This is a genomic window from Deinococcus wulumuqiensis R12, from assembly GCF_011067105.1.
In the GTDB taxonomy this organism is placed as follows: Bacteria; Deinococcota; Deinococci; order Deinococcales; family Deinococcaceae; genus Deinococcus; species Deinococcus wulumuqiensis.
In genome coordinates, this window is the sequence record NZ_CP049358.1 from 209762 (window position 1) to 234888 (window position 25127).

Below are 25127 nucleotides of genomic sequence, written 5' to 3' on the forward strand. Positions count from 1 at the left end.
GCACGTAGACATGCCGTGAATATATCCGCCTGTGTCCGGCCTGCCCGGTCACTCCAGCGCGTTTTGCCCGGTCAGGTCGCGTCCCACGATGAGGGTGTGGATGTCGTGGGTGCCCTCGTAGGTGTCCACCGTTTCGAGGTTGAGCATGTGGCGAATCACCGGGTACTCGGTGGTGATGCCGTTGCCGCCGTGAATTTCGCGGGCCATGCGGGCACCTTCGAGGGCCACGCGCACGTTGTTGCGTTTGGCGACGCTGACCTGCGCGTAGTTCATCTGGCCGGCGTCCTTGAGGTTCCCCAGGCGCCAGGCGAGCAGGCTGCCGAGCGAGTGCTGCGTCGCCATCCAGGTCAGTTTTTCCTGCACGAGTTGCCGGGCGGCGATGGGCCGACCGAAGGTGGTGCGGCTGCCCGCGTAGTCCAGGCTGGCGCTCAGCACGCTTTCGAGCGCCCCCATCGCGCCCCAGGCGATGCCCGAACGGGCCGAGGTGAGGCAGCCGAGCGGCGACTTGAGGCCCCGGCTGCCCGGCAGCAGGTTCTGCGCCGGAATGCGGCAGTCGTCCAGCACGATTTCCCCGGTGGTGGACGCCCGCAGGCTCATCTTGTGGCCGATCTTGGGGGTGGAAAACCCCTTGGCGTCACGCGGAACGATAAAGCCGCGAATCACGTCCTCATCGTCCTTGGCCCACACCACCGCCACGTCGGCCAGCGGGCTGTTGGTAATCCACATCTTGCTGCCGCTCAGCACGTAGTCGCCGCCGTCTTTGCGGGCGCGGGTGCGCATGGCACCGGGGTCGGAGCCGCCGTCGGGTTCGGTCAGGCCGAAGCAGCCGATCAGTTCGCCCGAGGCCAGCCCCGGAAGCCACTGCTTTTTCTGTTCCTCGCTGCCGTAGGCGTTGATGGGATGCATGACCAGACTGCCCTGCACGCTCGCCGCGCTGCGCAGGCCGCTGTCGGCGCGTTCGAGTTCGTAACAGATCAGGCCGTAGGCCGTGTGGGACGTGCCCGCGCCGCCGTACTGCTCGGGCGTGGTCGGGCCGAGCAGCCCCAGCGACCCCATCTTGCGCATCAGCTCGCGGGTGGGGGCCGATTCGTGTTCCCACCACTCCCCGATGTGCGGCGTGATTTCGGCGTCCACGAATTTGCGGGTGGCGGCGTGAATATCGCGCTCGTCGGGGGTGACGAGGTCGAGCATCCTGAAGTAATCGAACATCGGGGCATTCTCCTGGGAAAAGGCGACGGCGACCGCGTGGGCGGGGGCCAGGACAGACAGCGAGCGAACTGGGCGTGAAACGGCCCCCACTGTAGGAGAGCGGCTGCCGGATGTCCAACCGCTTTTATAGGCTGCGATACGTTCGGTGCTTCGCCGGGCCGAGACGGGGCGCCCCAGGAGGCTCGAATCACAGGCAGCAGGCAGGCCCCCACCGCTGAGGATGAGGGCCTGCCCTGTAACGCTGTTGACCGGACGAACAGGACTTATACGGAAATGAACTCTTCTTCAGAGATGTCGGAAAAGCGCCGCCATCTCTTCCGCGCCGTTCATTTCCGTACTGTCTTTTACTCGCTCCGCTCGGAAAAACAGTTTGGATACCCAAACTATTTTTCAAAGCGGTATTACCAGTTGACCTGCGTCTTGACCGAGCAGGTCGCCGCCGTCAGGTCCGGCCCGGCCAGCACGTTGGTCAGCTGCAACTCGATGGCGTCGCTGCCGTTGCCCTGGCAGGTGTTGCCGCTGACCCGGCCTCCCGCTTCACCTTTGTAGACGAGGGCCGCCTCGCCGTTGTCCTGAAAGGTGTTGTCGCGAACTTCGGGCGCCGCCCGGTCACTGACGACCAGACCGTTCAGGGCGTTGCCGAGCACCTCGTTGTCGGTTACGGTGCCGCCCGACTGCTCGGCAAAGACGAGGCCGCTCTGGGCGCCGCCCTGCACGACGTTGCCCGTCAGGGTGGGGCGCGCTTCTCCCCACAGCGAGATGCCGGGTTTGGCGCTGCCGGTGACCGTGTTGCCGCTCGCCGTGCCGCCCGCCTGCCCGGAGTAGGTCAGGCCCGCGTCGCGGCTGCCCCGAATCACGTTGGTGCGCAGGTCGGGTGCGGCGCGGCCTTCCACCGCTATGCCCACCCCGTTGCCGCTCAGCTCGTTCTCGCTGGCGCGGCCCCCGGCGCTGCCGAAGTAAGCGACGCCCTGGCCGTTGTCGCTGAATTTGTTGCCGCTCAGTTGTGGCTGCGCCTCGTCCTGCACGCCGACGCCCTGCCCCTTGTTGCCGCTGGCGGTCGTGCGCTTGACGGTGGGGCGGGCCTGTCCTTCCACGCTCAGGCCGCGCCCGCCGTTGTCCCGCAGCAGCGAGTCCACGACCACCGGGGCCGCCGTGTGGCGCACCGTCAGGCCGTGTTCGCCGTTGCGGTCCAGCGAACTGCCGCGCACCTCGCCGCCCGAACTGTCCTGAAAGACGGCCCCGCCGAGGGCATTGTCGCTCAGGTTGCTTCCGGCCACCTTGAGCCGCGCCGTATCGCTGACCGAGGCGCCGTAGGCGTTGCCGGACAGTTCGCTGTCCTGCACGTCGCCCTGCGCGCCCTGGGTCAGCGACAGGCCGCTGCCCAGCCCCACGCCCGCCTCGTCACGGACGCCGCCGGTCAGTCGGGATTCCCGCAGGGTGACGGCGCCGCCCTCGGCGAGCAGCACCTGCCCCGGGGTCTGCCCGGCCCACTGCACCGTGACGCCCCTCAGGGTCACGTCGCCCCGGGTGGTCAGCACCGCGCCGCCCGCCGCCGAGGTGATCCAGGTGCGGTCACGCCCGGCTCCGGTCAGGCGGACAGTTTGCGCCAGCACCAGCGGCCCCTCAAGGCGGTAGACACCGGGGGCGAGCTGCACGTCGCCGCCCTGGGTGGCCGCCGCCTGCAACGCTTGCAGGGCCTCGGCGCCCACGACGGGCAGGGCCACCTGAGCACTGACCCAGCCGCGCTGCCCGCTCGCCGTCTGGACCTCGTACCAGCCGTCCTGGGTCTGGAGGAGCTGCACCGTACTGCCTGCCGCCAGCGTGCCCAGGCTGGCCGAAGCTGCGTCCGCCGCCGAGCGCAGGTCGACATTCGGCGCCGTGACGACGACTTCGCCGCTGGCCGGGGGGGTGCTGACGGTGTCGGGGGCCGGAGTTGGAGTCGGGGCCGGGGTCGGAGTCGGGACAGTTTCGGGGGTGGCCGTACCCTGCGCCGCTTCTCCACTCCCGTCCCCAGATTCGGTCTCGGTTGCGCCAGCCTCCGATTGGCCAGCCTCCGATTCACCAGTCTCCGATTCGCCGCTGGTTCCCGGCAGGCCCAGGTCAATCGGGGCGCCGCCTTCCCAGCCTTCCGAAGAGGAGTCGTTGCCGGAGTCCTCGCTGGGCGCGGGGGTCGGCGTCTCGGTGCGGGTCTGCTCGGTCGTGGTGGTCGTTTCTGTCCGGGTCTGTTCCGGGGTGATCTCCGACAGAATCGGCCCCAGGGCGTTCATGCCGTAGAGCGCGAGGCCGCCGAGCAGCAGCAGCGGAAACAGGCACCCGCACCCCGGCCCCCGGCGCCGCTGGGCCTGCGGCTGTGGCTGGCGCTGCGGAAAGGGAGAAGGTGGCTGAGGTTGCCGCTGCGGGACCGGCTGCGGCGCCCTGGGAGGTGTGGGGGTCTGCGGCGTGGGCCGGGAAACCGGAGGCGCGGGCGCGGCCTGCGGCGCCACCGACACCTGACTGAGCAGCGCCATGACCTCCTGGGTGCTTTGCGGGCGCTCGTCGATCTTGACGGCCAGACTGCGTTCGATGGCTTCGCGCAGCGCCGGGGGCGTGCCGGGCGGCAGCGGCGCGAGCGGCGTGCCCATCGTCCGGTCGGTGGCCGGGGTCGGCGCGTGGCCGGTCAGGGCGTGGTAAAGGGTGGCGCCCAGCGCGTAGATGTCGGTGTACGGCCCGAACTTGGCCGAGCTGCTGTACTGCTCCAGCGGCGCGTAGCCGGGCGTGACCAGCCGGGTGTGGCTCATCGTCTGCCCCGCCGCGAAGTCGCGGGCCGAGCCGAAGTCGATCAGGACCGTGCGCCCCGCCTTGTCCAGATAGACGTTGTCGGGCTTGATGTCTCGGTGCAGCATCCCCGCGCCGTGCACCACGCTCAGGGCGCCGAGGATGCGCCGGGCGATGTTGACCACCTCGTCGGGAGGCAGCGGCCCGCGCTTTTCGATGGCGCTGCCGAGGGTCTGCCCCTCCAGAAACTCCATGACGAGGTAGGCCGTGCCGTTTTCCTCGAACAGGTCCATGACCCGCACGATGTCGGGGTGGTTGAAGCGGGCGACCGTGCGGCCCTCCGCCGTGAAGTCCTGCTTGGTCTGCGCCCAGCCCGCCGGGTCGGTGCCCGCAGGCGGCAGCACGTACTTGCCGCTCTGCCGGGTGGACCCGCTCGGAAACAGCTCCTTGATGGCGATTCGGGCGCCGAGCTGCGTCTGGGACGCGAGATAAGTGATGCCGAAGCCGCCCTGCCCCAGCACCTTGTCCAGCCGGTACTTGCCGCCCGCGAGGGTGGTGCCGGGCGGCAGCGTCTGGCTGTGGCCGCCCAGCGGCGAGCCGCAGATGGGACAGGTGACGGCGCCCGCCGGAACCGCCGAGCCGCAGGTGGGACAGGTCATAAGGGGCGCTCCCTCACGCCGTTCTCTCGATGACCAGCGCGGTGGCGTTGTCGGGCGCCCCCGCGTCCAGCGAAAGTTGAATCAGGCGGTCCACCAGCGCCTGCGGGTCGGCTTCGCTGAGCAGCAGTTCGGTCAGGGTGGCGGGCTGCACTTCGCCCCACACCCCGTCGCTGACGAGCAGCACGCGGCTGCCCACCGGCAACGCCAGCGGCGCGGCGAGCGTCTGCACGTAGTCGGGCTGCGGCTGGCGCAGGCTGCCCAGCGAGCGCAGCACCTTGTTGCGTTCGGGGCTGACCTGGGCTTCCTCGGGGGTCATCTGGCCGCTGGCGACCATCGCCGCGACAAAGGAGTGGTCCTGGCTGAGCTGCCGCACCTCGCCACCGTCTCTCAGGTAAGCGCGGGTGTCGCCCACGTGCCCGAGCTGCAGCTCATGGCCGCGAATCTCGACGCCGCTGATGGTGCAGCCGCCGTCTCTGCCGTCCATGGCCGCCAGCACCGCCGCGTTCGCGTCCCAGACCTGTCCGGGCAGGTCGGGCTGGGTCGAGTTCAGGAAGGCCTGCACCGCCGCCCGGCTCGCCACCTCGCCCGCCGCCATGCCGCCCATGCCGTCGGAGACACAGGCCCGCAACACGAGCGTTTCCTCGGCGTCGGATTCGAGCTGGTACTGCCGGAAGCCGTAGGCGTCCTCGTTGGCGGGGCGGTCGGGGTTGAGGCCCACCGTGGTGCGGGCGGCCACCCGGTAGGCGGGCAGCGGCGCGGCGTTGAGGCGAGCGAGGGCCGTGAGCAGTTCCTGGGGGCGGGTCCGCACCGGCGCGGGCGCCAGCATGCCCGCGAGCAGTTGCGGCACGCCCGGTTCCTTCAGGCTGCCGAGTTCGAGCAGCGAGGGGCCACCGGGGGGCGGCGTCTGTCCGGTCAGCCAGCGGTAGAGCACCGCGCCGAGCAGGTAGACGCCCGCCGACCCGTCGGCCGGTTGCCCGGCGAGCACCTCGGGTGCCGTCAGCCCGTCGCGCAGGGCGCCGGGGTCCGCTTCTCCCAGCCGCACCACGCGGGGGGGCAGACGCAGTTTCAGGCCATCCTCCCCGTCCAAAAGGTGCTGCGGGTCGAGGTCGGTGAGCGCGTAGCCCTGCTTTTCCACTGCGAACAGCAGGCGGGCGAGGTCGGCGACGTACCCCAGCGCCTGCGCGGGCGGCAACGTGGCGGGCAGCGCTTCACCGGCCACCGGGTCCACCACCTGCACGGCGCCGCTGGGCCGGGTGTGGGGCAGCAGCACGTGGGGGCGCAGGGCCGCCCACTGCGGGTCGGGGCGAACGTAGACCGTGTGGGCCTGCGTCTCGCCCGCCGCCTGCGCCGTGAACCAGCCGCGCCCGAGGTCGCTCTGCAGCGTCCAGTCGCCCAGCACGTCCCCCGGCTGCGGCCCCTGCACCGGCACGCTGGGTTCGTAGACCTGTTCTTCCAGGTCGTCGGTGACGCCGGCCTGCGGAGCGGGCGCCCCACTCGGCACCGCGTCTTCCACAGGCGCAGCGGCGACAGGTTCAGTCGGCAGGGCCACGTCTGCCGCTTCCTCTGCGGGGGCTTCGGCGGCGTCCGTGGCCGGCACCTGCGCCTCCCACTCCTCGGGGTCGGGCGCCGGACTCTCGCTCTCGAAGCGGTTGATGGCCTTGTCCTCGGGGGTGAAGGCCGCGTCCGGCTCTGTCGTGGCGGCCCCCGACACCGGGCTGTCGGTCACGGCGTCCGGGTCAGCGCTCACCACCAGCGTTTGCGGCAGCTCGGCGGGCGGGGCGCTTTCCGGGGCCGGGGCAGACTCGGGGGCCGTCTCGCTCGCGCCCTCGCCGAAATGGATGTCAATGCGCGGGTTGTTTTCGTTCACATCAGTCCTGGTGGAAGGTCAGCATCAGGTTGCCGAAGGCGAGTTCGTCGCCGTCCGTCAGGGCGGTCGGTTCCTGCAGGCGGGGCGAGAAGGCGCTCTGGCTGCCCTTACGCACGAACACGCCGTTGGTGGAGCCGAGGTCACGCACGAACCACTGCCCGCCCTCGCGGTACAGCTCGGCGTGGTGGCGCGAGATGTGCTCGGCCCCCGGTAGGGACGACAGGTCGATGTCCACCGGGCCGCTGGAAGCGTCGAAACGGCCCACCATCAGCCGCTCGCCCTGAAGCGGAATAAAGTCGCCCGTCGCGTTGCCGAACTTCTTGATGCCCAGTTTGGCCTCACCCGTGCGCAGGGTGCCCGACTCGGCAGGAGCGGCGGCCGCAGCGGGAGTCTCGGTGCTCGCCGTTTCCATCGCCGCCCCCTCGGGGTTGGCCATCGCGGGCGCGTTGGCGCTCACGGCGGCGTCGGTCAGCGGGGCGTCGGCGGTGCTCGTCAGGTCGGGGTTGACGGTGGGGGCGGCTTCAGTTTCGGTGCCGCTGGGCGCGGACTCCACCTCGTTGGCGCCAGTGTCGGCGGGCACCGACTCGTCCATCACCGGGGTCGCGGTGGGCGCTGCCGGAACGGTTTCGTCGGTCGTGCCCGTTCCTGTCGTCATGCCGTCCTGAGTGCCCATCCCGCTGTCGGTCAGGGGCGCTTCCAGGCCGCTCGGCACGCTCGCCTGCGAGTCCAGCGTGGGCGTGGGCATCACCGGGGCGTCGGGGATGCTGGGCGCCGGGGGCAGGGTGGGCGACCCGAGGTCGGGCTGGCTGACGGTGCCCGTACTCATGGCGTCCGTGCTCATGGCGTCCGTGCTCATGGCGGCCGGGGTCGCGGCGGCCGGGGTCGCGGTTTCGGCGGCGGTGCTCGCTTTGAGTTCCACGCCGCAGCCTTCACAGAACTGGGTGCCGGTGGGGTTGACGGTGCCGCAAACTTCGCAGGTGATGCTCATGGGGGGCCTCCTGGGGCTGAGTGGGGGGGGAGCGAGGAAAAGACGAAACGTGCGTTCAGATGCGCCGAATCAGCCGCATCAGGATGAGCGAAGCCACGATAGCGGCGACGCTCGCGGCAATCACAGTGGGTGGCCTATAGCCAAGGTTTTGAGATACGCCGTAGACGACCCCCGCCGCGAAGACCGGCAGCACCACCGGCAGCGCCCACCACAGCAGCAGCCCGAGCACCAGCCCGGCCACCGCTCCGGCCCCGGCGCCTGCCAGCACACTGACTTCGGGCGAGGGAAGCACCTGCCACTCCGGGGTCTGGAACACCAGCGCCCCGCCCGCCAGAGCGCCGAGCAGCGTGGCAGCGAGCACGACCATCCGCCGCCCCAGCGTGCCGTCCCGCTGGGGAACAGGCGAAGGGGGCAGCGGCAAGGGAGGGGGCAGGGGCACCGGAGCCGGGGGCGGCGGGCGCCGGGTCTGCCGCTTCGCTTCGCGCTGGGCCTGCTTCGCCAGTTCACGCAGCCGCTTTTGCATCTCGCGGTCCGCCTTGCCGCCCGACGCTTTGCCGCCCGACTGGGGGGACGGTACGGGAGCAGGCGGCACGGGAACCGGGCGCACGGGCTGAGGCTGAACCCTGGGCGGCGGCGCAGGCGCGGGGGCCACCTTCGCGCCGCCCTCGCCGCGCAGGATGCGCCGCAGGGCCTGGGCACTCTGGGGGCGCTGCTCGATGCGCGGGGCCATGCAGCTCAGCACGGCTTCGCGCAGGTTGGACGGGGTCGCGGCAGGCAGCGGCGGCAGCGGCGTGCCGAGCGAGAGGTCGGTGGCGGCGGGCGGCATCTGCCCGGTCAGCGCGTGAAACAGCGTGGCCCCCAGCGCGTACAGGTCGGTGTACGGCCCGAACTTGGCCGCGCTGCTGTACTGCTCCAGCGGCGCGTACCCGGGCGTGACCAGCCGGGTGTGCGACACCGTCTTGCCACTGTCGAAGGCCCGCACCGAGCCGAAATCGATCAGGACGATGCGGCCCGTGCGGTGCAGAAAAATGTTGTCGGGCTTGATGTCGCGGTGCAGCAGCCCGGCGGCGTGAACGACTTCCAGCGCGTGCGCCACCGAGTCGGCCACCTGCGCGGCGACGAGCGGCGGCAGCGGCCCCCGCTTGACAATCGCCTCGCCCAGCGTCTCGCCTTCCAGAAACTCCATGACGAGGTAGGCGGTGCCGTGTTCCTCGAAATAGTTCAGCACCCGCACGATGCTGGGGTCGCCAAAGCGGGCGAGCACCTGCGCCTCTTCCAGAAAGCCGCGCCGGGTGGCCGCGAACACCTCGGCCCCCTGGCTGAGCGGGGGCACGACGTTCAGGCCGCGCCGGGTCGAGCCGTCCACGAACAGCTCCTTGACGGCCACCCGCATGCCCAGCCGGGTGTCGCGGGCATCGTAGGTGATGCCGAAGCCGCCCTGCCCGAGCACCCGGTCGAGCACGTACTGCCCGCCCTGCAAACTGGTGCCGGGCGGCAGGGTCAGCAGCGCGGTGGCCCCGCCCTGGCCCAGGGCCGCTCCGCAGACCCGGCACACGCTGTCGCCGGGCGCGGCGGGCGAGCCACAAAAGGGGCAGCTGGCAGGCGCGGTCACCCGGCCCTCAGGCTCCGGTCATGCGCCGAATGTCCTCGTCGGACGGCAGGGCGGCGTCGCTGCTCAGGGTCTGGGTCTTGGCGCCGATCTTGAGGGTCTTGGCGGTCCCGAGGCTGATGGTCTTGGAGCTGCCGAGTTCGCCGATGGCGCGGTCCAGGGCCTGGGTCATGGCGCCGTTGCCGAGGCGCTGGGTCATGGCGCGGGCCTGTTCCAGCGTCTTGGCGGCCTGTTCGGGGTTCTGGCCGGCCTCGCGGGTGGCCTGCGCGACCAGCCCTTCGATGTTGCGCTGCTGCACCCAGCCCATCACCTCGGGGTCGATGCGGGCGGCCAGGGCTTCCTCGCCGGTGAATTCCACCACCACGTCCAGCGGGGGAATCTCGCCCCGGTAGTTCGCGCCGGGCACCTCGTAGGTCAGGCCCAGCTGCGCGAGACGCATTTTCGTCGCCGGGCGCCCCGGCAGGGTGAATTCCAGCACGAAGGTCGCCCCGCTGCTCGCGTCCACGTTGCCCAGCGGCAGTGGCCCGTCGGTCCGCAGCGCCACCTCGGTCTGGGTGGGCTGCACGCGGGTGACGCGCTCCAGCACCACGTCCTTGACGGTGCGCACCGAGAGAGAAACGCCCGTAACCACCTCGGCGGCGGCTTTTTGCAGGTCGCCCAGCAGCGCGGCGGGCAGCTCGGAAGCGCGAATGGCGGGGGGCTGCGGGTTTTGCGTGTCGGGGACGATGTCGAGCGGCTGGCCCTGCGTGCGGTCGGCGATGGAGGTCAGCAGGTCGGCGTTGACCTCGTCGCCCACGCCGACCACCGTCACCGGCACCTGCATCCCGGCCAGGGCGCCCACCTGCTCCTCGACCAGCGGCGCGTCGAAGGTCTGCCCGTCGCTGAGCAGCACCATGCGGCGGCTGCCGCTCTCGCTCGTGAGCAGCGAGGCCCCGGCCCGCATTCCCGCGCCCATGTGGGTGCCGCCCGAGTACCAGTCGAGCTTTTCCACGGCGGCGGCGAGCTGCGCCTGGTTGCTGGCGGCGATGAACGGCACCAGCACCTCGGCGGTGTCGTCGAACTTCACCAGCGCGAGGCGGTCGCCCGGCCTCACGAGGTTGGAGGTCACGATGCCGCGCAGCGCCTCGATCACGATCTGCATCTTGTTCTTGCCGCCCCGGACGACCTCGTACATCTGGCCGTCCACCTGGGTGGTGCGCCCGGTGCGCTCGGTGGGTTCGGTCACGACCTCGCGCATGGAACCGGACGTGTCCACCACGAACACCACGCTCAGGTCGGGGCGGGCCTGCCGCGCCTCGGCGGTGGGCTTGACGGTCAGCGTCAGAAAGAGTTTTTGCCCCGCCGACTGGGCGAGCAGGTATTCACGGTGGGGTTTCAGTTTGGCCTCTAGCATCTTCAGCGCTCCTTGGGGGCAAATCTGTGGGCAAGTATAGGTGTCGGGGGAACTTCAGAAAGGCACTGATTTTTAGTCCGTCTCTGCTTCGCAGCTTTGCAAGACGCTCCACTCGGGGTTCATCGCTCAGACTGGGCAATTCGACCGCTAGAGGGATCATACGGATTCCGATTGAATCTGGTAGTTTCAGATTCAATCCGACTTGCAAAGCTGCGCAGCAGAGCGGATGCGAGTAGGAAAAAATACGGATTCTGCGATATGGATGCACAGGCGGCGCTTTCCCGACTGTGCAGGAATTAAGCGGAATCTGTATCAGGAGTGTTGACCTGACCCCTGCCCGTTCCGGCAAGCGGCCCCGACCTGGAACCCCGGCGCAGCAGGAGCCGAAGCCTCCCCTCTCCCCCTTCTCTACGTGTGGCCCGCCCCTACTCGGTCACGCGGTGGCTGACACGCGGCGCCCCCACCCCGACGCGGCCCACCATCCGGCCCTGCACCTGCACCTGTTCGGCGGGAAAGGACATGCGCGGCATGGCGGGGTTCTCGCTCATCAGGATGATGTCCTGCCCGAAGTGGTACAGCCGCTTGAGGGTCGCGGCGTTCTCACCGGGCACGAGCACCACCGCCACCTCGCCGTCATGGACCTCGGGGGTGGGGCGCACGACCACGTAATCGCCGTCCATCACGCCGATGCCGGTCATGCTCTCGCCGCGCACCTTGAGCAGGAAGTCGCCCGCTTTCAGGCCCAGCAGCGCCTCGATGCTGGGGGTAAAATCTTCCGGCGACTGCTCGGCCAGGGCCGGCACCCCGGCGGCAATCTGGCCGTAGATGGGCAGCCCCTCGCCCAGCGCCGCCCGCGCCTTGTCGGTGGCCTGAAGGGGACCGTACCGGGTTTCGGCGGGGTGCAGGTAGCCCAGCTTGCGCAGGATGTTCACCTGCTGGCTGATCGCCTGCTTGGTGATGCCCACCTCGTGCGCCACCTGTCCCGCCGTGGCGCCCGCGCCCAGACGCAGGGTGACTTGCAGAATGGAGCGGCGGGTGGGCGTGAGTTCAGGCGGCATGGTCGGTGTAGTCTGCCGCACTTCTTGTCACGGGTCAAGAGACAGGCAGGCGGCGCCCGGAAGACGCTTCCGGACCCCGCCCCCCACCGTTCCGCTTCAGCTTTCGCGCAGGCCGTGCCGCAGCACCTCGGACAGCTGGCGGGTGGTCGCGCCCTGGTATTCCTCCAGCGCGGCGGCGGCGGTTTTCAGGGCCGAGCGGTATTCCTCGGCGTTGCGGGCGGCGGCCCCGCTCAGGGTCTGCACGAACGCCTGCACCGTGAAGTGCGCCTCGGGAAGCTGCGCGAGGTTGGCTTTGGCTCCGGCGTGCCGGGCACCGAGCAGGGCGCCGAGCATCCCGTCCTTCTCGCTGCGGCGCATCAACTCACGCTGAAAGGCCCGGTCCTTGATGCTGGCGATCACGTCCCAGGCGGCGTCGGAGAGCGCGGCCTCGGCGGAAGCGGGCCGGGCCACCTCGACAAACAGGGTGTCGCCCTTGCGCCAGACGCGGTGGAAGGTTTCGCCGCGCCCCGCCGACCAGTCGGTTTCGAAGTCGCGGGCGTGCTCGATGAGGACCTTGAGCTGGTTCAGCGGCAGGTCGCCGGGGGCGCGGTAGCCTTCGCCGAGCGCCGCCCACTGGCTCAGGCCGCGTTCGTCGAGCGCCTGCATGGGCGCGTAGGCCTGCGCCAGCGTGCCGAAGCCCTCGCTCACGCGGGCACTGGGGCGGCCATCGGTCAGGATTTCGATGTCGCCGTCGTCGGTCAGCCGCGCCTCGTGACGCAGGTGGTGCAGCCCCAGGCCCCACCGCCCCTGCGCTTCTTGCAGGGACTGCGTCAGCGCCGCGTCGAGCGTACTCGCGTCGGCCTCGCTCGCGGCGAGCGCGGCAATCTGGCTGTCCACGCCCGCCGTGCTCATCAAGGTGTCGAAGGCGGCGTAGTTCCCGCCCGTCTGGTCTTTCGCTTTAGCCCTTGCCATCTTCCCCACATTATGCCCTGAACAGATTGAAAAGGCCAGGGGTAAGGTGCTCGCGTAGCGCCTGATACGGATTCCGCTAAATTCCTGCACAGTCGGAACTACACCGCCTGTGCATCCATATCGCGAAATCCGTATCTTTTCCTACTCCTTTCAGTCGGATTGAATCCAGAAATCTGCTGGATTCAATCGGAATCCGCATGATACGGATTTCGTCCCCCAAACCGGGGGATGGGGCAGGAATGGGTGTGAAAAACGCCGTGTCTCAGGGTGCCACATCGCGGGCGCGTTCGCCTGTCTGCCGCGCCCGTGCCCGCGTCCCGGCGCCGGGACTAGAGTGGGGCCGTGCCCGCCGTTTCCGCCGTTCCCACCGTCACCCGCCACGTCACCGCCAGCGGCGCCAGACTCTACACCGTCGGGATTCAGGCGTTCGAGCACCTCCGGGTCAATGTCTTTCTGGTGCTGGTCGGAGCGCCGGAGCAGCCGACCTACACGGCGCTGATCGACACCGGCAGCAGCTCCGGGGTCAGCCAGCAGGGCTTGCTGGACGGGCTGAGGCAGGTGCGCGAAAACTTCGGGGAGGCGTGGCAGTGGGCCACCCTTTCGCGCATCGTCATCACCCACCCGCACCCGGACCATGTGGGCGGGCTGCCCTTCGTACGCGGGCTGACGGCGGCTCCGGTGGCAGCACATGCGCTGGCAGCGGCGGTCATCGAGGAGCCGGGGCGCCGCGCCGAGGCGTTCAAGCTGGGGGCGGACGCCATGCTCGCGCGGCTCGGTGTGCCCGAGGGCGAGTACGCGGCGCGGCTGCGGCGGCGGGCGGGCAGCCTGATGAGTCCGTCCGGGGTGAAGGTGGAGACGGCGCTGCAAGACGGCGACACGCTCGACGGGCTTTTTACGGTGCTGCACACGCCGGGGCACGACGGCGCACAGATTTGCCTGCGGCTCGGCGAGGTGCTGCTGAGCGCCGACCACCTGCTGCCGCGCAACTCGCCGCCGCTGATGCCGGGGTGGATGCTGCCGGGCAGCGGGCTGGGGCCATACCTCGCGTCGCTGGACCGCATCGAAACGCTGGAGGGCGTCGACCTCGCGCTCGGCAGCCACGACGAGCCGATGCCCGACTGGCGCGGACGCGTGGACTTTCTGCGCCGCCGCTACGATGACAAGCTGCGTGGGGTGCTCGGCGCCGTCAGCGAGCCGCAGACCATCTACGAGCTGACCTGCGCCCTCCATCCCCGGCTGCGCCCGGCCCAGGCGCTGCTGCTGCTCGACCAGACGGCGGCGCTCGTGGAGTACCTGACGGAGCGCGGCGAGCTGCATGAAACCCAGGACGGCGAGCGGTGGACGTACCGGCGAGTGTCCAGCGTTCCTTCCGGCCAGTAGAGCGCAGCTTCACAGGCCCCTCAACTGCTCTAGACCACAGGCGACGCACCCTGGGGTCAGGCCCTGCTGTATAAAGCTGACACCCACAATTCCGTCTGCGCCCTCGTTGCGCCCCAGGAGAATCCTATGAAGCACAGCTCCAAGGCTCTCGCCCTTTCGCTCATCGCCCTTCTTCCCGTCGCCGGGGCGCAGTCCATGAACCTGCGCATCATGGCGCCCGCCAGCCCGGGGGGAGGCTGGGACCAGACCAGCCGCGCCATGCAGACGGTGTTGCAGGGTGAGCGCATCGCGCGGCCCGTGCAGGTGTTCAACGTTCCCGGCGCGGGCGGCACCATCGGCCTGGCGCAGCTTTACAACGCCAAGGGCGACGGCAACCAGTTGATGACGATGGGGCTGGTCATGGTCGGCGCGGTGCTGACCAACGGGTCCAAAGTGGACCTCAGCCGCGTCACCCCGATTGCCCGCCTCACCGGGGAATACGAGGTGCTGGTCGTTCCCGCCAGCAGCCCCTACAAGTCCATGAACGACTTCGCGGCGGCCTGGAAAGCCAACAACGGCCTCGCCATCGCCGGCGGAAGCGCGGGCGGCACCGACCACATGCTGGTCGGCCTGCTCGCCAAGGCCGCCGGCATCAACCCCCGCAAGATCAACTATGTTCCCTTCAGTGGCGGCGGGGAAACCCTCGCGGCGGTGCTGGGCAACCAGGTGGCGGGGGGCGTCGCGGGCTACGGCGAGTTCGAGGCCCAGGTCAAGGCGGGCAAGCTGCGTGTGCTGGGCATCAGTTCCGGCAAGCGTCAGGCGGGTATCAGCGCTCCGACCTTCAAGGAGCAGGGCCTGAACGTGGAGCTGGCCAACTGGCGCGGCGTGGTGGCACCTCCCGGCCTGAGCGCTGCCGAAAAAGCCGCGCTGGTCAGTGCGATGGACAAGATGCACGCCAGCAAAGCCTGGAAGGACCTGCTCAAGTCACGCGGCTGGACGGACCTGTACATGAGCGGCAGCCGCTACGACGTGTTCCTCAAGACCGAGGCGGCCCGTGTCAAAGGCGTCCTCAAAGATATCGGCCTGGTGAAGTAAGGCCGAGTGCTCAGGACAAGGTGTGCGGCCACTCGCCCACGCCTTGCCTTCTTGTGGACTGGACGCGGCTTTCGCTGGCGCCATACCGGTCCCGCAGCGCTTTGTCAGCGCAATTGACCCACCGCAGCACAGTCAATCCACAGCTTTTACCGCAAACCACGCTCCCCCTGTGTTCACGCCCCCAGGCGCTGCCGGAGACTTTCCAATGACGAATCCCCCCCCTTCCTCGACTTCACCTGCGCCCCCGGTGCGCGGCGTCAGTGTGCCGGACCTGCTGGTGGCCCTGGGCACCGTACTGACGGGTCTGGCGCTGCTGCTCGGCGCCTTCCGTATTCCCTTCGGCATCAATGCCGTGGTCGGGCCACGTCTTTTTCCTTTGCTGGTCAGTGTCGTCACGCTGCTGCTCGGCGGCTGGCTGACCGTGGGCGCCCTGCGCGGCGAGCGGGCCGAACCCGGCGCCGAGGAAGACACCGACCCCGAGGCTGCGGTCAATCTCGGCGCTCCGGCGGTGGTCCTGGCCGGGCTGCTGCTGGGCACGCTGCTGCTTGAGCCGCTGGGCTTCGTCTTCGGCACGGCGCTGATGTATTTCAGCGTGACCTACGCCTTCGGAGAGCGGCGTTACGGGCGCATGCTGGCCGTCTCGCTGCTGGTGGCGCTGCTCGCCTATGTGCTCTTCACACGTGGGCTGGGACTGAGCCTGCCCGCTGGCCTGCTGAAAGGGGTGCTGTAGATGGACGCGTGGCAAGCCTTGCTCGGGGGGTTCGGCACGGCGCTGAGTCCCCTCAACCTCCTGTACGCGCTGGCCGGAGTGACCCTCGGCACGCTGGTCGGGGTGTTGCCGGGAATCGGCCCGGCGCTGACGGTGGCCCTGCTGCTTCCGGTCACTGCCTCGCTGGAGCCGGTCAGCGCCTTCATCATGTTTGCGGGCATCTATTACGGCGGCATGTTCGGCGGCTCCACCACGTCCATCCTGCTCAATACGCCCGGTGAATCGAGCAGCATCATCACGGCGCTGGAAGGCAACAAGATGGCGCGGCGCGGGCGGGCAGCGGCGGCACTCGCCACAGCCGCCATCGGCAGCTTCATCGCCGGGACCCTGGGCACGGTTCTGCTGACCTTTTTCGCCCCGGCCATTGCCGAGGTCGCGGTGCAGATTCCGCCGGGCGCCAAGTTCGCCATGATTCTGCTGGCCTTCGTCACCATCAGCGCGACCTTCAGCGGTTCGCCGCTGCGCGGGCTGCTGAGCCTGATGTTCGGTCTCGCCATCGGGCTGATCGGCACCGATTTGCAGAGTGGACAGGCACGCTACACGATGGGTTTTCCCGAGTTGCTCGACGGCATCGAGTTCGTCACTGTCGTCATCGGGCTGTTCGCGGTCGGGGAGACGCTGTATGTCGCCTCGCGCTACCGCAAGACGCAGGACGTGATCCGGCTCGAAGGCGGCGCCAGCCTCAAGGCCGAGGACTGGCGCCGCAGCTGGAAGCCCTGGCTGCGCGGCACGGCCCTGGGCTTTCCTTTCGGGGCGCTGCCGGCGGGCGGGGCCGAGATTCCCACGTTCCTGAGCTACTCGCTGGAAAAAAAGCTCAGCCACCACCCCGAAGAATTCGGCAAAGGCGCCATCGAGGGCGTCGCCGGGCCGGAAGCCGCCAACAACTCGGCGGCGGCGGGCGTGCTGGTGCCGCTGCTGACGCTGGGGCTGCCGACCAGCGCCACGGCAGCGATTTTGCTCGCGGCATTTCAGCAGTACGGGCTGCAACCCGGTCCGCTGCTCTTCGTGACCAGTCCCGAACTGGTGTGGGGCCTGGTTGCCTCGCTGTACATCGGCAACGTGATGCTGCTGCTGCTCAACCTGCCGCTCGCGCCGGTGTGGGCGCGGCTGCTTCTGATTCCCCGGCCTTACCTCTACGCCGCCATTCTGGTGTTCAGTACGGTGGGCGTGTACAGCCTGAACAACTCGGTGTTCGACCTGTTCCTGCTCGCCGTTTTCGGCGTCATCGGCTACGGCATGCGCCGCTTCGACTTTCCCGTGACCCCCTCCATCATCGGCGTGGTCCTGGGGCCGACGGCAGAGTCGTTTTTCCGGACCGCCCTGCAACAGAGCAACGGAGACTTCGGCATCTTCTACCGGCAGCCGCTCACGGCCTTCCTTCTGCTGGCGGTGCTGCTCGCCATCACCGTGCCGCCCCTCCTGCGCCAACGCGCAAAACGCGTGGCGCGGACGTAACCCTTACACGCAGTCCAGTCCCGCCTCCCTTGCCCTTCTCTCCCTCTCCTTCCGGACCCGGTCACACGCCGGGTCTTTTTCGGTTGCTGCGCCCCGAATCCTGTTAAACTGCCACCGTTCAAACAACCTGATGGCTCTCCTCACGCGGCGGCGCGTTCCTGGCCTGCTTCCGTGAGGACCTACCGCTCCCGTCTTCTCGCCCCGCAGGAGGTTTTCCCATGACCATCGCCGAACAAAAGCCCCAGCAGCACCAGGGGTACGCCACCCCCGGCACGCCGGGCAGCGTCATCACGTTCAAGAAGCGCTACGACAATTTCATCGGCGGGCAGTGGGTGCCGCCTGTGAAGGGGCAGTACTTCGACAACGCCTCGCCGGTGGACGGCAAGGTGTTTACCCAGGCCGCCCGCTCGACCGCCGAGGACATCGAACTCGCCCTGGACGCCGCGCACCGGGCCGCGCCCGCTTGGGGCCGGACCAGCGTGACCGAGCGCAGCAACCTCCTGCTCAGGATTGCCGACCGCATGGAGCAGAACCTCGAAATGCTGGCCGTGGCCGAGACGTGGGACAACGGCAAGCCGGTGCGCGAAACGCTGGCCGCCGACCTGCCGCTCGCCATCGACCACTTCCGCTATTTCGCCGGGTGCATCCGGGCGCAGGAGGGCGGCCTCAGCCAGATCGACGACAGCACCGTCGCCTACCACTTTCATGAGCCGCTCGGCGTGGTGGGGCAGATTATCCCCTGGAACTTCCCGATTCTGATGGGCGTGTGGAAGCTCGCCCCGGCCCTGGCGGCGGGCAACGCGGTGGTGCTCAAGCCTGCCGAGCAGACGCCCACGAGCATCCTGGTGCTGATGGAACTCATCGCCGACCTGCTGCCCGACGGCGTGGTGAACGTGGTGAACGGCTTCGGACTGGAGGCGGGCAAGCCGCTGGCGAGCAGTCCGCGCATCGCCAAGATCGCCTTTACCGGCGAGACGAACACCGGGCGGCTGATTATGGGCTACGCCGCGGACAACCTGATTCCGGTCACGCTGGAACTCGGCGGCAAGTCGCCCAACATCTTCTTCGACGACGTGATGATGGAAGACGACGCCTTTCTCGACAAGGCGATCGAGGGCATGGTGATGTTCGCGCTCAACCAGGGTGAGGTCTGCACCTGCCCCAGCCGCGCGCTGATTCAGGAAAGCATCTACGACCGCTTCATGGAGCGGGCAGTGAAACGCGTGGAGGCCATCACGATGGGCCACCCGCTCGACCCGGCGACCATGATCGGGGCGCAGGCGAGCACCGAGCAACTCGACAAGATTCTGTCGTACCTCGACATAGGCCGCGCCGAGGGCGCCGAGGTGCTGACCGGCGGCGAGCGCGGGGTGCGCGGCGGCCTGGAAGAAGGCTTCTACGTCAAGCCGACCATCTTCAAGGGCCACAACAAGATGCGGATTTTCCAGGAAGAAATCTTCGGGCCGGTGCTTGCCGCCGCCACCTTCAAGGACGAGGCCGAGGCCCTGGAACTGGCGAACGACACGCTCTACGGCCTCGGCGCCGGCCTGTGGACCCGCGACATCAGCCGCGCCTACCGCATGGGCCGGGGCATTCAGGCGGGGCGAGTCTGGACCAACTGCTACCACGTCTACCCCGCGCACGCGGCCTTCGGCGGCTACAAGCAGAGCGGCATCGGGCGCGAAAACCACCGCATGATGCTCGACCACTACCAGCAGACGAAGAACCTGCTGGTGAGCTACAGCCCCAACAAGATGGGCTTTTTCTGAGCGACGTGGGCTGAACACACTCATACGGATTCCGATTGAATCTGGTCGTTTCAGATTCAATCCGAGCGGATGCGAGTAGGAAAAAATACGGATTCCGCGATATGGATGCACAGGCGGCGCTTTCCCGACTGTGCAGGAATTAAGCGGAATCCGTATCAGAAGCCAAGGAGCGGGGCCAGGGACGCGGTTCTCTGGCCCCGCCCTCTTCTCAGCAAATCCCATGAACCACACATCTCGTCTGGCCGAAGATGTGAAATCCCGTACGGAAAAATTCCTTGCAGGACGGCAAATTTTCCTGAGAACAGCGCCGGAAGGTGTAAGACTTTTGTCTGAGCGTCCTCATTAGCTTTCCTTGAGACAGCGGACATGGCATGTAGGTCTGGACCACCTGGGGTCACGCTTCCGCGCTGCAAGGAGAACCCGAAGTATGGCAAAGATTCTGATCATCGACGACTCCCCCGCCGACATCCGTTTCATGACCGAAGCGCTCAGGCCGACCGGACATACGGTGGTGAGCATCAGTGATGCGCTGGAAGCCGAAGCGGTGGTCGAGCGCGAGCGTCCTGATCTGGCGCTGCTCGACGTGGTGATGCCGCAGCGCAACGGGTACGAGACGTTGCGGGCACTCAAGAAGCTGCCTGCGGCGGCGGGCCTGAAAATCGTCATCGTGTCGAGCAAAAGCGCCGAAACCGACGTGAAGTGGGGCCTGCGTCAGGGCGCCGCCGACTACCTGACCAAGCCCTACACCCCCGAGCAGGTCGCCGCCCTGCTCTCGCGCCACGTCTGAGGGCCGTGAGCGACTCGCTGCTGCTGTTCCGGGCCGCCGGGCGCGTGCTGGCGCTGCCTGCCGAAGTCGCCCGGCAGGTGCGCCCGCTGGACACCCTGACCCCGCTGCCCGGCAGCGGCGGCGCCCTGCTGGGCCTGAGCGCCGCTGCGGGCCGCGTGGTGCCGGTGGCCGACCTGCACGCCCTGCTGGACCTGCCCACCCCCCCTGCCGACGACCGGCGCGCGCCGCTGCTGCTGCTGCTTCACGGCCAGGGTCAGGCCCTGGGACTGCCGGTAGAGGAGGTGATCGGGTTTATCGAAGACCCCCAGACCCCGGGAGAGGACCTGCTGTCGCCCGAAACCTTGCTGGGCAGCTTTCAGGAAGGCCAGCGCGGTCACATCGTCAATCCCGAGGTGCTGCTCGGCACCCTCAGGCGCCGCCTGGAAACCGTATGATACGGATTCCGCTTAATTCCTGCACAGTCGGGAAAGCGCCGCCTGTGCATCCATATCGCGGAATCCGTATTTTTTCCTACTCGCATCCGCTCTGCTGCGCAGCTTTGCAAGTCGGATTGAATCTGAAACTACCAGATTCAATCGGAATCCGTATGACACGGAAACCGTCTGACGCGAACGCCGCCCGGCACCGGCTTTCGTTCGCGCTCCGCTCTCCTCCGGCTTCCGCCCTGACGGCGCCACTGCACACCTGAGCGGCCCGCAGTGGACGCTGCCGGGCCGCTTCACCCCTTTCGAGGACCCCCTGCCATGACCCATCTCAAGACTGCTCCCCTGCCCACCCGGCCGCACGCTTCCCAGACCCCCGGCGACGGCGACGCGCCGCACCTGCCGCTGCTCAGGCGCCTGACCATCGCCCAGAAACTGACGACGCTGGGCCTGCTGCTCGGGTTGCCGCTGGCCGGGCTGAGCGTCCTGGTCGGGGCGCAGGACGTTCAGCAGTACCGCGCGGCCAGCCAGCAGCTTCAGATTGCGGGCCACTACGGCACGCTCGAGCGTCTGCAGTTGCAACTGCGCGAGATTCGCGGGTCGGCGCCGCAACAGGTCTCGGCGCAGCAGCTCCAGCAACTTCAGCAGGTCGACCGGCAGCTTCAGGACATTCTGCGCTCCAGCGAGGCGGCGCGCAGTCAGCAGCTCAGCCAGGCCCTGAGCGCCAAGCTGGGCGCCATCGTGCAGGCCATCCGCACGGAGAGCGTGAGCGCCGCCGAACTCGCGCAGCTCATCAACGGGGTACTCGGCGGCGAACTCGCGCAGCTCTTTACCACGCTCGCCACCGAGGGGCAGCTCGGCTCGGTGCGTGTGCCCGGCGGAGCCGCGCTGGTGCGGCTGACTTCCGAAACGATGGCCGAGCACCTGCCGGAAGTCGGGCGGCAGTTCACGACCATCCTGCCGATTCTGGACCAGGCCCTGACCCGGCAGGGCGGCGTGCTGACCGGCGAGCAGCGCTCAGACATCAAAAACGCCGTGCAGCGGGCGCGGGAACTGACGGACGCTGTCGAGCGCGGGGGCAACGAGGTGCTGGCCGCCCGCCCGGACCTCCGGGCGCAGCTCGCCCAGCCGTATGCCGAGGCCAACGAGCAGACCCGCAAACTGTTCGATTTCGTCGAGCAGCGGACCCTGGAACCGCGCAAGGTCACCACGACCTTCCAGCAACTGCTGAATGTCGCCAACCCCACGCTGCCCGCGCAGTACCGGGCCTTCGACCTCACGACGGCGGCCCTGCGCGGCATCTTCGAGCAGCAGCGGGCACAGGCGCAGCGACGGCTGCTGGCGCTGCTGCTGCTGCTCGCGCTGGTGGCGGCGCTGCTCGCGCTGCTGCTGCGGGCCGTGTCGCGGGCCATCACCCAGCCGCTGGGCGACCTGACCCGCGCCTCACGCCAGCTGTCCGAAGGCGACCTGAGCGCGAGTGTGCCCGTCACCACCGCCGACGAGTTCGCACTGCTGGGACACTCGTTCAACGCCGCCACCGCCGAACTGCGCGAGCAGCAGCGGCGCAGCGAGAAAGAGCGCCTGGAAGCCCAGCAACTCCAGAGCAACATCGGGGCGTTCCTGAACGTCACCGTGGACATCGCCGGGGGCGACCTCACGCGGCGCGGCGTGGTGACGCAGGACGTGCTGGGCAACGTGGTGGACTCCGTCAACCTGATGACCGAGGAACTCGCCGGCACGCTGAAACAGGTGCAGCAGACCTCGCAGGCGGTGGGGCAAGGCTCGCAGCAACTGCTGACGACCACCGCCCAGATCGAGCAGGGGTCGCTGACCACCGCGCAACAGGCTGGGCACCTGGCCGAGCGTGCGCGGCAGATCGACCGCCAGATTCAGGACCTGACCCGCAGCGCCCAGGCCAGCGCCGAGGCCGCCCGGCAGGCCCTCGAGACCTCCGAACAGGGGCAGCAGGCGGTGCAGGGCACCCTGCAAGGGATGAGCGCCATTCGCAGCGGCACCCAGGACGTGGCGCAGACGATGCAGGCGCTGAGCGAACGCTCCGAGCAGATTCAGGGCATCGTGGACACCATCACCCAGATTGCCAGCCAGACCAACCTGCTGTCGCTGCACGCCTCCATCGAGGCGGCGGGCGCGGGTGAAGCGGGCAGCCGCTTTGCGGTCGTGGCCGACGAGGTGCGCCAGCTCGCCGAGCAGACCAACGAGGCCGCCGGGCGCGTGGCCGCCCTGATTACCGGGCTGCAAAGCGAAATCGCGCGGGCGCAGGCAGGGGTGCACAGCAGCGCCGCGCAGGTCGAGCGGGGCTACCGCGTGGCCGAGGAAGCCGGGGCGAGGTTGCAGGAACTCGGGCACATCGCGCAGCGCTCGGCCCGACTTGCCGGGCAGATGTCGGACGTGTCGGGCACCCAGGCGCGGGACATCGCGCAGCTCGGGCAGGGCGTGCAGGACATCGCCGCGCTCGCCCAGAACGCCCAGCAGTCGGTGCAGCAGGGACGCGGCGCCGCCGAGCAACTGCGCTCCCTGGCGACGCAGCTCGAGCAGAGCCTCAGCCGCTTCCGCCTGGGCTGACGCGCTGCCCTGGTCCTCCCGCCCCCTTCTCCTTCTCCGACTTTTGCAGGAGCCGAAATGCTACAGAATGTCCCCACTCCCGAACGTGCCGTGCGGTCAGCCGCCGAGCAGGACGCGCCCAACCCGTCTTTTACTCTTCCCCGCGCGCCCCGCTGGATCGACCGCCTGAGTGTGGCCCAGAAACTGGGGCTGGCCGGCGCTCTGTTTTTCGTGCCGTTGGTGGTCAACGTGACCGCCGCCGCCTCCACCCTGATGCGCATCGTGCAGCCGGTCGCCGGGGCCGAGCAGATCATGCCGTTCGTCAACGCGACCACCGACTTGCAGCGCGCCCTCGACGACCTGACGCTCGCAGCGAGCGCCCAGACGAGCCCCGCCGCGGCCCGGCAACGGGCCGAGCAGGCCCTGACGCAGCTCGGCGCTCTGCTCGACTCCGAGGCCTCGACCAACCCCATCAGTCCCCTGCCCGAGATCCGGCGGGAACTGCGCCAAACGCTGCAGTTCGCCAACTTCAGGGCGCAGGTGGAGCGTTACCTCGCCCTGCCCCCCAGCGGGGACCGGGTGAGCAGCTACGGCACTGTGAACAGCGCCGTGCAAAATGTGCTCAAAAACATCACGCAGGCGAGTTCGCTCGACCTCGGCGGGGGCCAGCACACCATGTACCTGTTGCAGCGCGCCGCGCTGGGTGACGGCCTGATGGGGCTGCGCAGCAACCTCGTGCAGGCCGAGCTGCTCAACGACCGCCTGCGCCGCGGCGCTCCCAACGCCAGCGCCGACCGCACCCGGCTTTCGGCGCTCGTGACCCAGATGAGCACGGAGGTGGGGCAGACCCAGGAGGCGCTGAACGACGCCGTGCGGGAGCGCCCCGAACAGGCCCGGGCACTGAGCAGCGAGATGCAGCAGCTGAGCAACATGATGTCGCTGGTCCTGGGCAGCCTGCGCGCCGCGGCGTCCGGCGCCGGGGGCAGCACCTCACAGGCCCTGATCGACCGCAACCTGCAGCAGATCGACCGGCTCTACGCCCAGACGAGCGCGGCCCTGTCGCAAGAAGGGAAAAACTTCCAGGACGAATACGTCCGCAACGGGATCGTCAACGGCCTGATCACTTTGCTCATCACTGCTCTGGCGACCTGGTTGCTGGTCTACATCCTGCGCCGCATCGTGCGCCAGCTGCGGCAGCTGACCGACAACGCGCAGGCGCTCACCGACGGGAACCTGAATGTGCACCTGCCCGTGACCACCTCGGACGAACTCGGGGTGCTGACCCACTCGTTCAACGCGGCGGCGGCGCAGCTGCGGACCAACGCCGAGCGCGTGGAGCAGGAACGTCTCGAATCCCAGCGCCTGCAAGACCACATCGGCCAGTTTCTCGACGTCACCATGGACATCGCCGAAGGTGACCTCACCAAGCGCGGCACCGTGACCGAAGACGTCCTCGGCAACGTCGTCGACTCCATCAACCTCATGACCGAGGAACTCGCCGCCACCCTGCGCCAGGTTCAGGCCGCCTCCGCCTCCGTGTCCGGAGGCTCCCGGCAGATGCTGGGCACCACCGAAGCGATTCAGCAGGGCGCGCAGCTGACGGCGAGCGAGGCGCAGCGGGTGGCCGAGCAGGTGAGGCTGATCACGGCGACGATTCGGGAGATGGCGCACAACGCGCAGACCTCGGCGCAGACGGCGCGTGAAGCGCTGCTGGCGTCGCAGCAGGGCCAGGAAGCGCTGCAGGAGACGCTGGGGGGAATGCAGAACATCCGGCGGGAAGTGCAGCAGGTGTCGCGGCGCATCAAGACCCTGGGGGACCGCTCCCTCGAAATTCAGGAAATCGTCGACACCATCTCCCAGATCGCCGAACAGACCCACCTGCTCGCCGTGAACGCTTCTATCGAGGCGGCGGGCGCTGGGGAAGCCGGGAGCCGGTTCAGCATCGTCGCGGACTCGGTGCGCAAACTGGCAAACACCTCGGCGCAGGCGACGACGCGCATTGCGGGACTGATCCGGAGCGTGCAGGCGGAGGTGCAGGACGTCATCGTGGGCGCCGAAGAAGGCACGCGCGAAGTGGAGCAGGGCTACCGCATCGCGGGCAGCGCCGGACAGCGCCTTCAGGACATCGGCCAGCTCACCGAGCGCTCGGCGCAGCTCGCCGAGCAGATCGCCGCCTCCACCCAGGCGCAGGTGAGCAGCGTGGAACAGGTGAACGCAGCAGTGCAGCAGATCGCCGAGGTCGCGCAGCGCTCGGAGAGTGCAGTGGAACAGGGCCGGAGTGCCGCGCAGCGCCTCGAGGACCTCGCCCAGCAGCTCAACGCTTCCCTCGCCCGCTTCCGTCTGCCGGGCTGAGGAGGCCGTATGAGCCTCCCCCCTCCGTTCCTCCCGTCACCTTCCCTCTTGCCGACCTTGCCAGGAGTC

17 protein-coding genes are annotated in these 25127 nt (G+C 68.8%); 9 read left to right on the plus strand and 8 right to left on the minus strand.

The features are described 5' to 3' along the window. Positions 1–48: 48 nt before the first annotated feature. From G6R31_RS14790 to pprA, 8 genes are all read right to left on the minus strand, one after another. A complete protein-coding gene (locus G6R31_RS14790; RefSeq protein WP_017870821.1) occupies positions 49–1209 on the minus strand; it encodes an acyl-CoA dehydrogenase family protein in 1161 nt (386 codons plus the stop codon). A 401-nt stretch (positions 1210–1610) separates the two neighbouring features. Next, on the minus strand, positions 1611–4622 hold the full coding sequence (locus tag G6R31_RS14795; protein ID WP_017870822.1) for a right-handed parallel beta-helix repeat-containing protein: 3012 nt from the start codon (positions 4620–4622) through the stop codon (positions 1611–1613). 13 nt (positions 4623–4635) lie between these two features. Then, a complete protein-coding gene (locus tag G6R31_RS14800) occupies positions 4636–6489 on the minus strand; it encodes a protein phosphatase 2C domain-containing protein (protein WP_017870823.1) in 1854 nt (617 codons plus the stop codon). Between the two features lies 1 nt (position 6490). Beyond that, positions 6491–7477: an FHA domain-containing protein gene (locus tag G6R31_RS14805; protein ID WP_017870824.1), complete on the minus strand. Its 987-nt coding sequence runs from the start codon at positions 7475–7477 to the stop codon at positions 6491–6493. A 55-nt stretch (positions 7478–7532) separates the two neighbouring features. Further along, complete coding sequence (locus G6R31_RS14810) at positions 7533–9089, minus strand: protein kinase domain-containing protein (RefSeq protein ID WP_017870825.1); 1557 nt, start codon at positions 9087–9089, stop codon at positions 7533–7535. A gap of 7 nt (positions 9090–9096) precedes the next feature. Then, positions 9097–10479 (minus strand): vWA domain-containing protein, encoded by a 1383-nt coding sequence (locus G6R31_RS14815; protein ID WP_017870826.1) that lies wholly within the window; start codon positions 10477–10479, stop codon positions 9097–9099. 425 nt (positions 10480–10904) lie between these two features. Then, a complete protein-coding gene (gene lexA / locus G6R31_RS14820; protein WP_017870827.1) occupies positions 10905–11537 on the minus strand; it encodes a transcriptional repressor LexA in 633 nt (210 codons plus the stop codon). A 96-nt stretch (positions 11538–11633) separates the two neighbouring features. Continuing rightward, a complete protein-coding gene (gene pprA, locus G6R31_RS14825; RefSeq protein WP_051056495.1) occupies positions 11634–12488 on the minus strand; it encodes a DNA repair protein PprA in 855 nt (284 codons plus the stop codon). 342 nt (positions 12489–12830) lie between these two features. On the opposite strand from pprA, the gene G6R31_RS14830 reads away from it, so the two are divergent. The 9 genes from G6R31_RS14830 to G6R31_RS16930 all read left to right on the plus strand — a co-directional run bounded on the left by G6R31_RS14830 (position 12831) and on the right by G6R31_RS16930 (position 25058). Continuing rightward, positions 12831–13868, plus strand: a complete 1038-nt coding sequence (locus tag G6R31_RS14830) for an MBL fold metallo-hydrolase (RefSeq protein ID WP_017870829.1) — start codon at positions 12831–12833, stop codon at positions 13866–13868. A 126-nt stretch (positions 13869–13994) separates the two neighbouring features. Beyond that, positions 13995–14942, plus strand: a complete 948-nt coding sequence (locus G6R31_RS14835) for a Bug family tripartite tricarboxylate transporter substrate binding protein (RefSeq protein ID WP_017870830.1) — start codon at positions 13995–13997, stop codon at positions 14940–14942. 205 nt (positions 14943–15147) lie between these two features. Next, positions 15148–15672, plus strand: a complete 525-nt coding sequence (locus G6R31_RS14840) for a tripartite tricarboxylate transporter TctB family protein (protein ID WP_025567937.1) — start codon at positions 15148–15150, stop codon at positions 15670–15672. Next, a complete protein-coding gene (locus G6R31_RS14845; protein ID WP_017870832.1) occupies positions 15673–17166 on the plus strand; it encodes a tripartite tricarboxylate transporter permease in 1494 nt (497 codons plus the stop codon). It begins immediately after the preceding gene. 218 nt (positions 17167–17384) lie between these two features. Next, positions 17385–18935: an aldehyde dehydrogenase gene (adh, locus tag G6R31_RS14850; protein ID WP_017870833.1), complete on the plus strand. Its 1551-nt coding sequence runs from the start codon at positions 17385–17387 to the stop codon at positions 18933–18935. A gap of 427 nt (positions 18936–19362) precedes the next feature. After that, a complete protein-coding gene (locus G6R31_RS14855; RefSeq protein WP_017870834.1) occupies positions 19363–19722 on the plus strand; it encodes a response regulator in 360 nt (119 codons plus the stop codon). A 5-nt stretch (positions 19723–19727) separates the two neighbouring features. Beyond that, the gene (locus G6R31_RS14860; protein WP_017870835.1) at positions 19728–20156 is read left to right on the plus strand and encodes a chemotaxis protein CheW; all 429 of its coding nucleotides are present in this window, start codon (positions 19728–19730) and stop codon (positions 20154–20156) included. A gap of 309 nt (positions 20157–20465) precedes the next feature. Beyond that, entirely contained in the window at positions 20466–22727 is a 2262-nt protein-coding gene (locus G6R31_RS14865) for a methyl-accepting chemotaxis protein (RefSeq protein WP_017870836.1), read from the plus strand. A 57-nt stretch (positions 22728–22784) separates the two neighbouring features. Further along, a complete protein-coding gene (locus tag G6R31_RS16930) occupies positions 22785–25058 on the plus strand; it encodes a methyl-accepting chemotaxis protein (RefSeq protein ID WP_225983520.1) in 2274 nt (757 codons plus the stop codon). Positions 25059–25127: the final 69 nt, after the last annotated feature.

Excerpts from the sequence above, each read along its gene's own strand:
- G6R31_RS14790 (WP_017870821.1), bottom strand. The coding sequence starts at position 1,209 with ATGTTCGATTACTTCAGGATGCTCGACCTCGTCACCCCCGACGAGCGC.
- G6R31_RS14795 (WP_017870822.1), bottom strand. The coding sequence starts at position 4,622 with ATGACCTGTCCCACCTGCGGCTCGGCGGTTCCGGCGGGCGCCGTCACC.
- G6R31_RS14805 (WP_017870824.1), bottom strand. The coding sequence starts at position 7,477 with ATGAGCATCACCTGCGAAGTTTGCGGCACCGTCAACCCCACCGGCACC.
- G6R31_RS14815 (WP_017870826.1), bottom strand. The coding sequence starts at position 10,479 with ATGCTAGAGGCCAAACTGAAACCCCACCGTGAATACCTGCTCGCCCAG.
- lexA (WP_017870827.1), bottom strand. The coding sequence starts at position 11,537 with ATGCCGCCTGAACTCACGCCCACCCGCCGCTCCATTCTGCAAGTCACC.
- pprA (WP_051056495.1), bottom strand. The coding sequence starts at position 12,488 with ATGGCAAGGGCTAAAGCGAAAGACCAGACGGGCGGGAACTACGCCGCC.
- G6R31_RS14835 (WP_017870830.1), top strand. The coding sequence starts at position 13,995 with ATGAAGCACAGCTCCAAGGCTCTCGCCCTTTCGCTCATCGCCCTTCTT.
- G6R31_RS14840 (WP_025567937.1), top strand. The coding sequence starts at position 15,148 with ATGACGAATCCCCCCCCTTCCTCGACTTCACCTGCGCCCCCGGTGCGC.
- G6R31_RS14845 (WP_017870832.1), top strand. The coding sequence starts at position 15,673 with ATGGACGCGTGGCAAGCCTTGCTCGGGGGGTTCGGCACGGCGCTGAGT.
- adh (WP_017870833.1), top strand. The coding sequence starts at position 17,385 with ATGACCATCGCCGAACAAAAGCCCCAGCAGCACCAGGGGTACGCCACC.
- G6R31_RS14855 (WP_017870834.1), top strand. The coding sequence starts at position 19,363 with ATGGCAAAGATTCTGATCATCGACGACTCCCCCGCCGACATCCGTTTC.
- G6R31_RS14865 (WP_017870836.1), top strand. The coding sequence starts at position 20,466 with ATGACCCATCTCAAGACTGCTCCCCTGCCCACCCGGCCGCACGCTTCC.
- G6R31_RS16930 (WP_225983520.1), top strand. The coding sequence starts at position 22,785 with ATGCTACAGAATGTCCCCACTCCCGAACGTGCCGTGCGGTCAGCCGCC.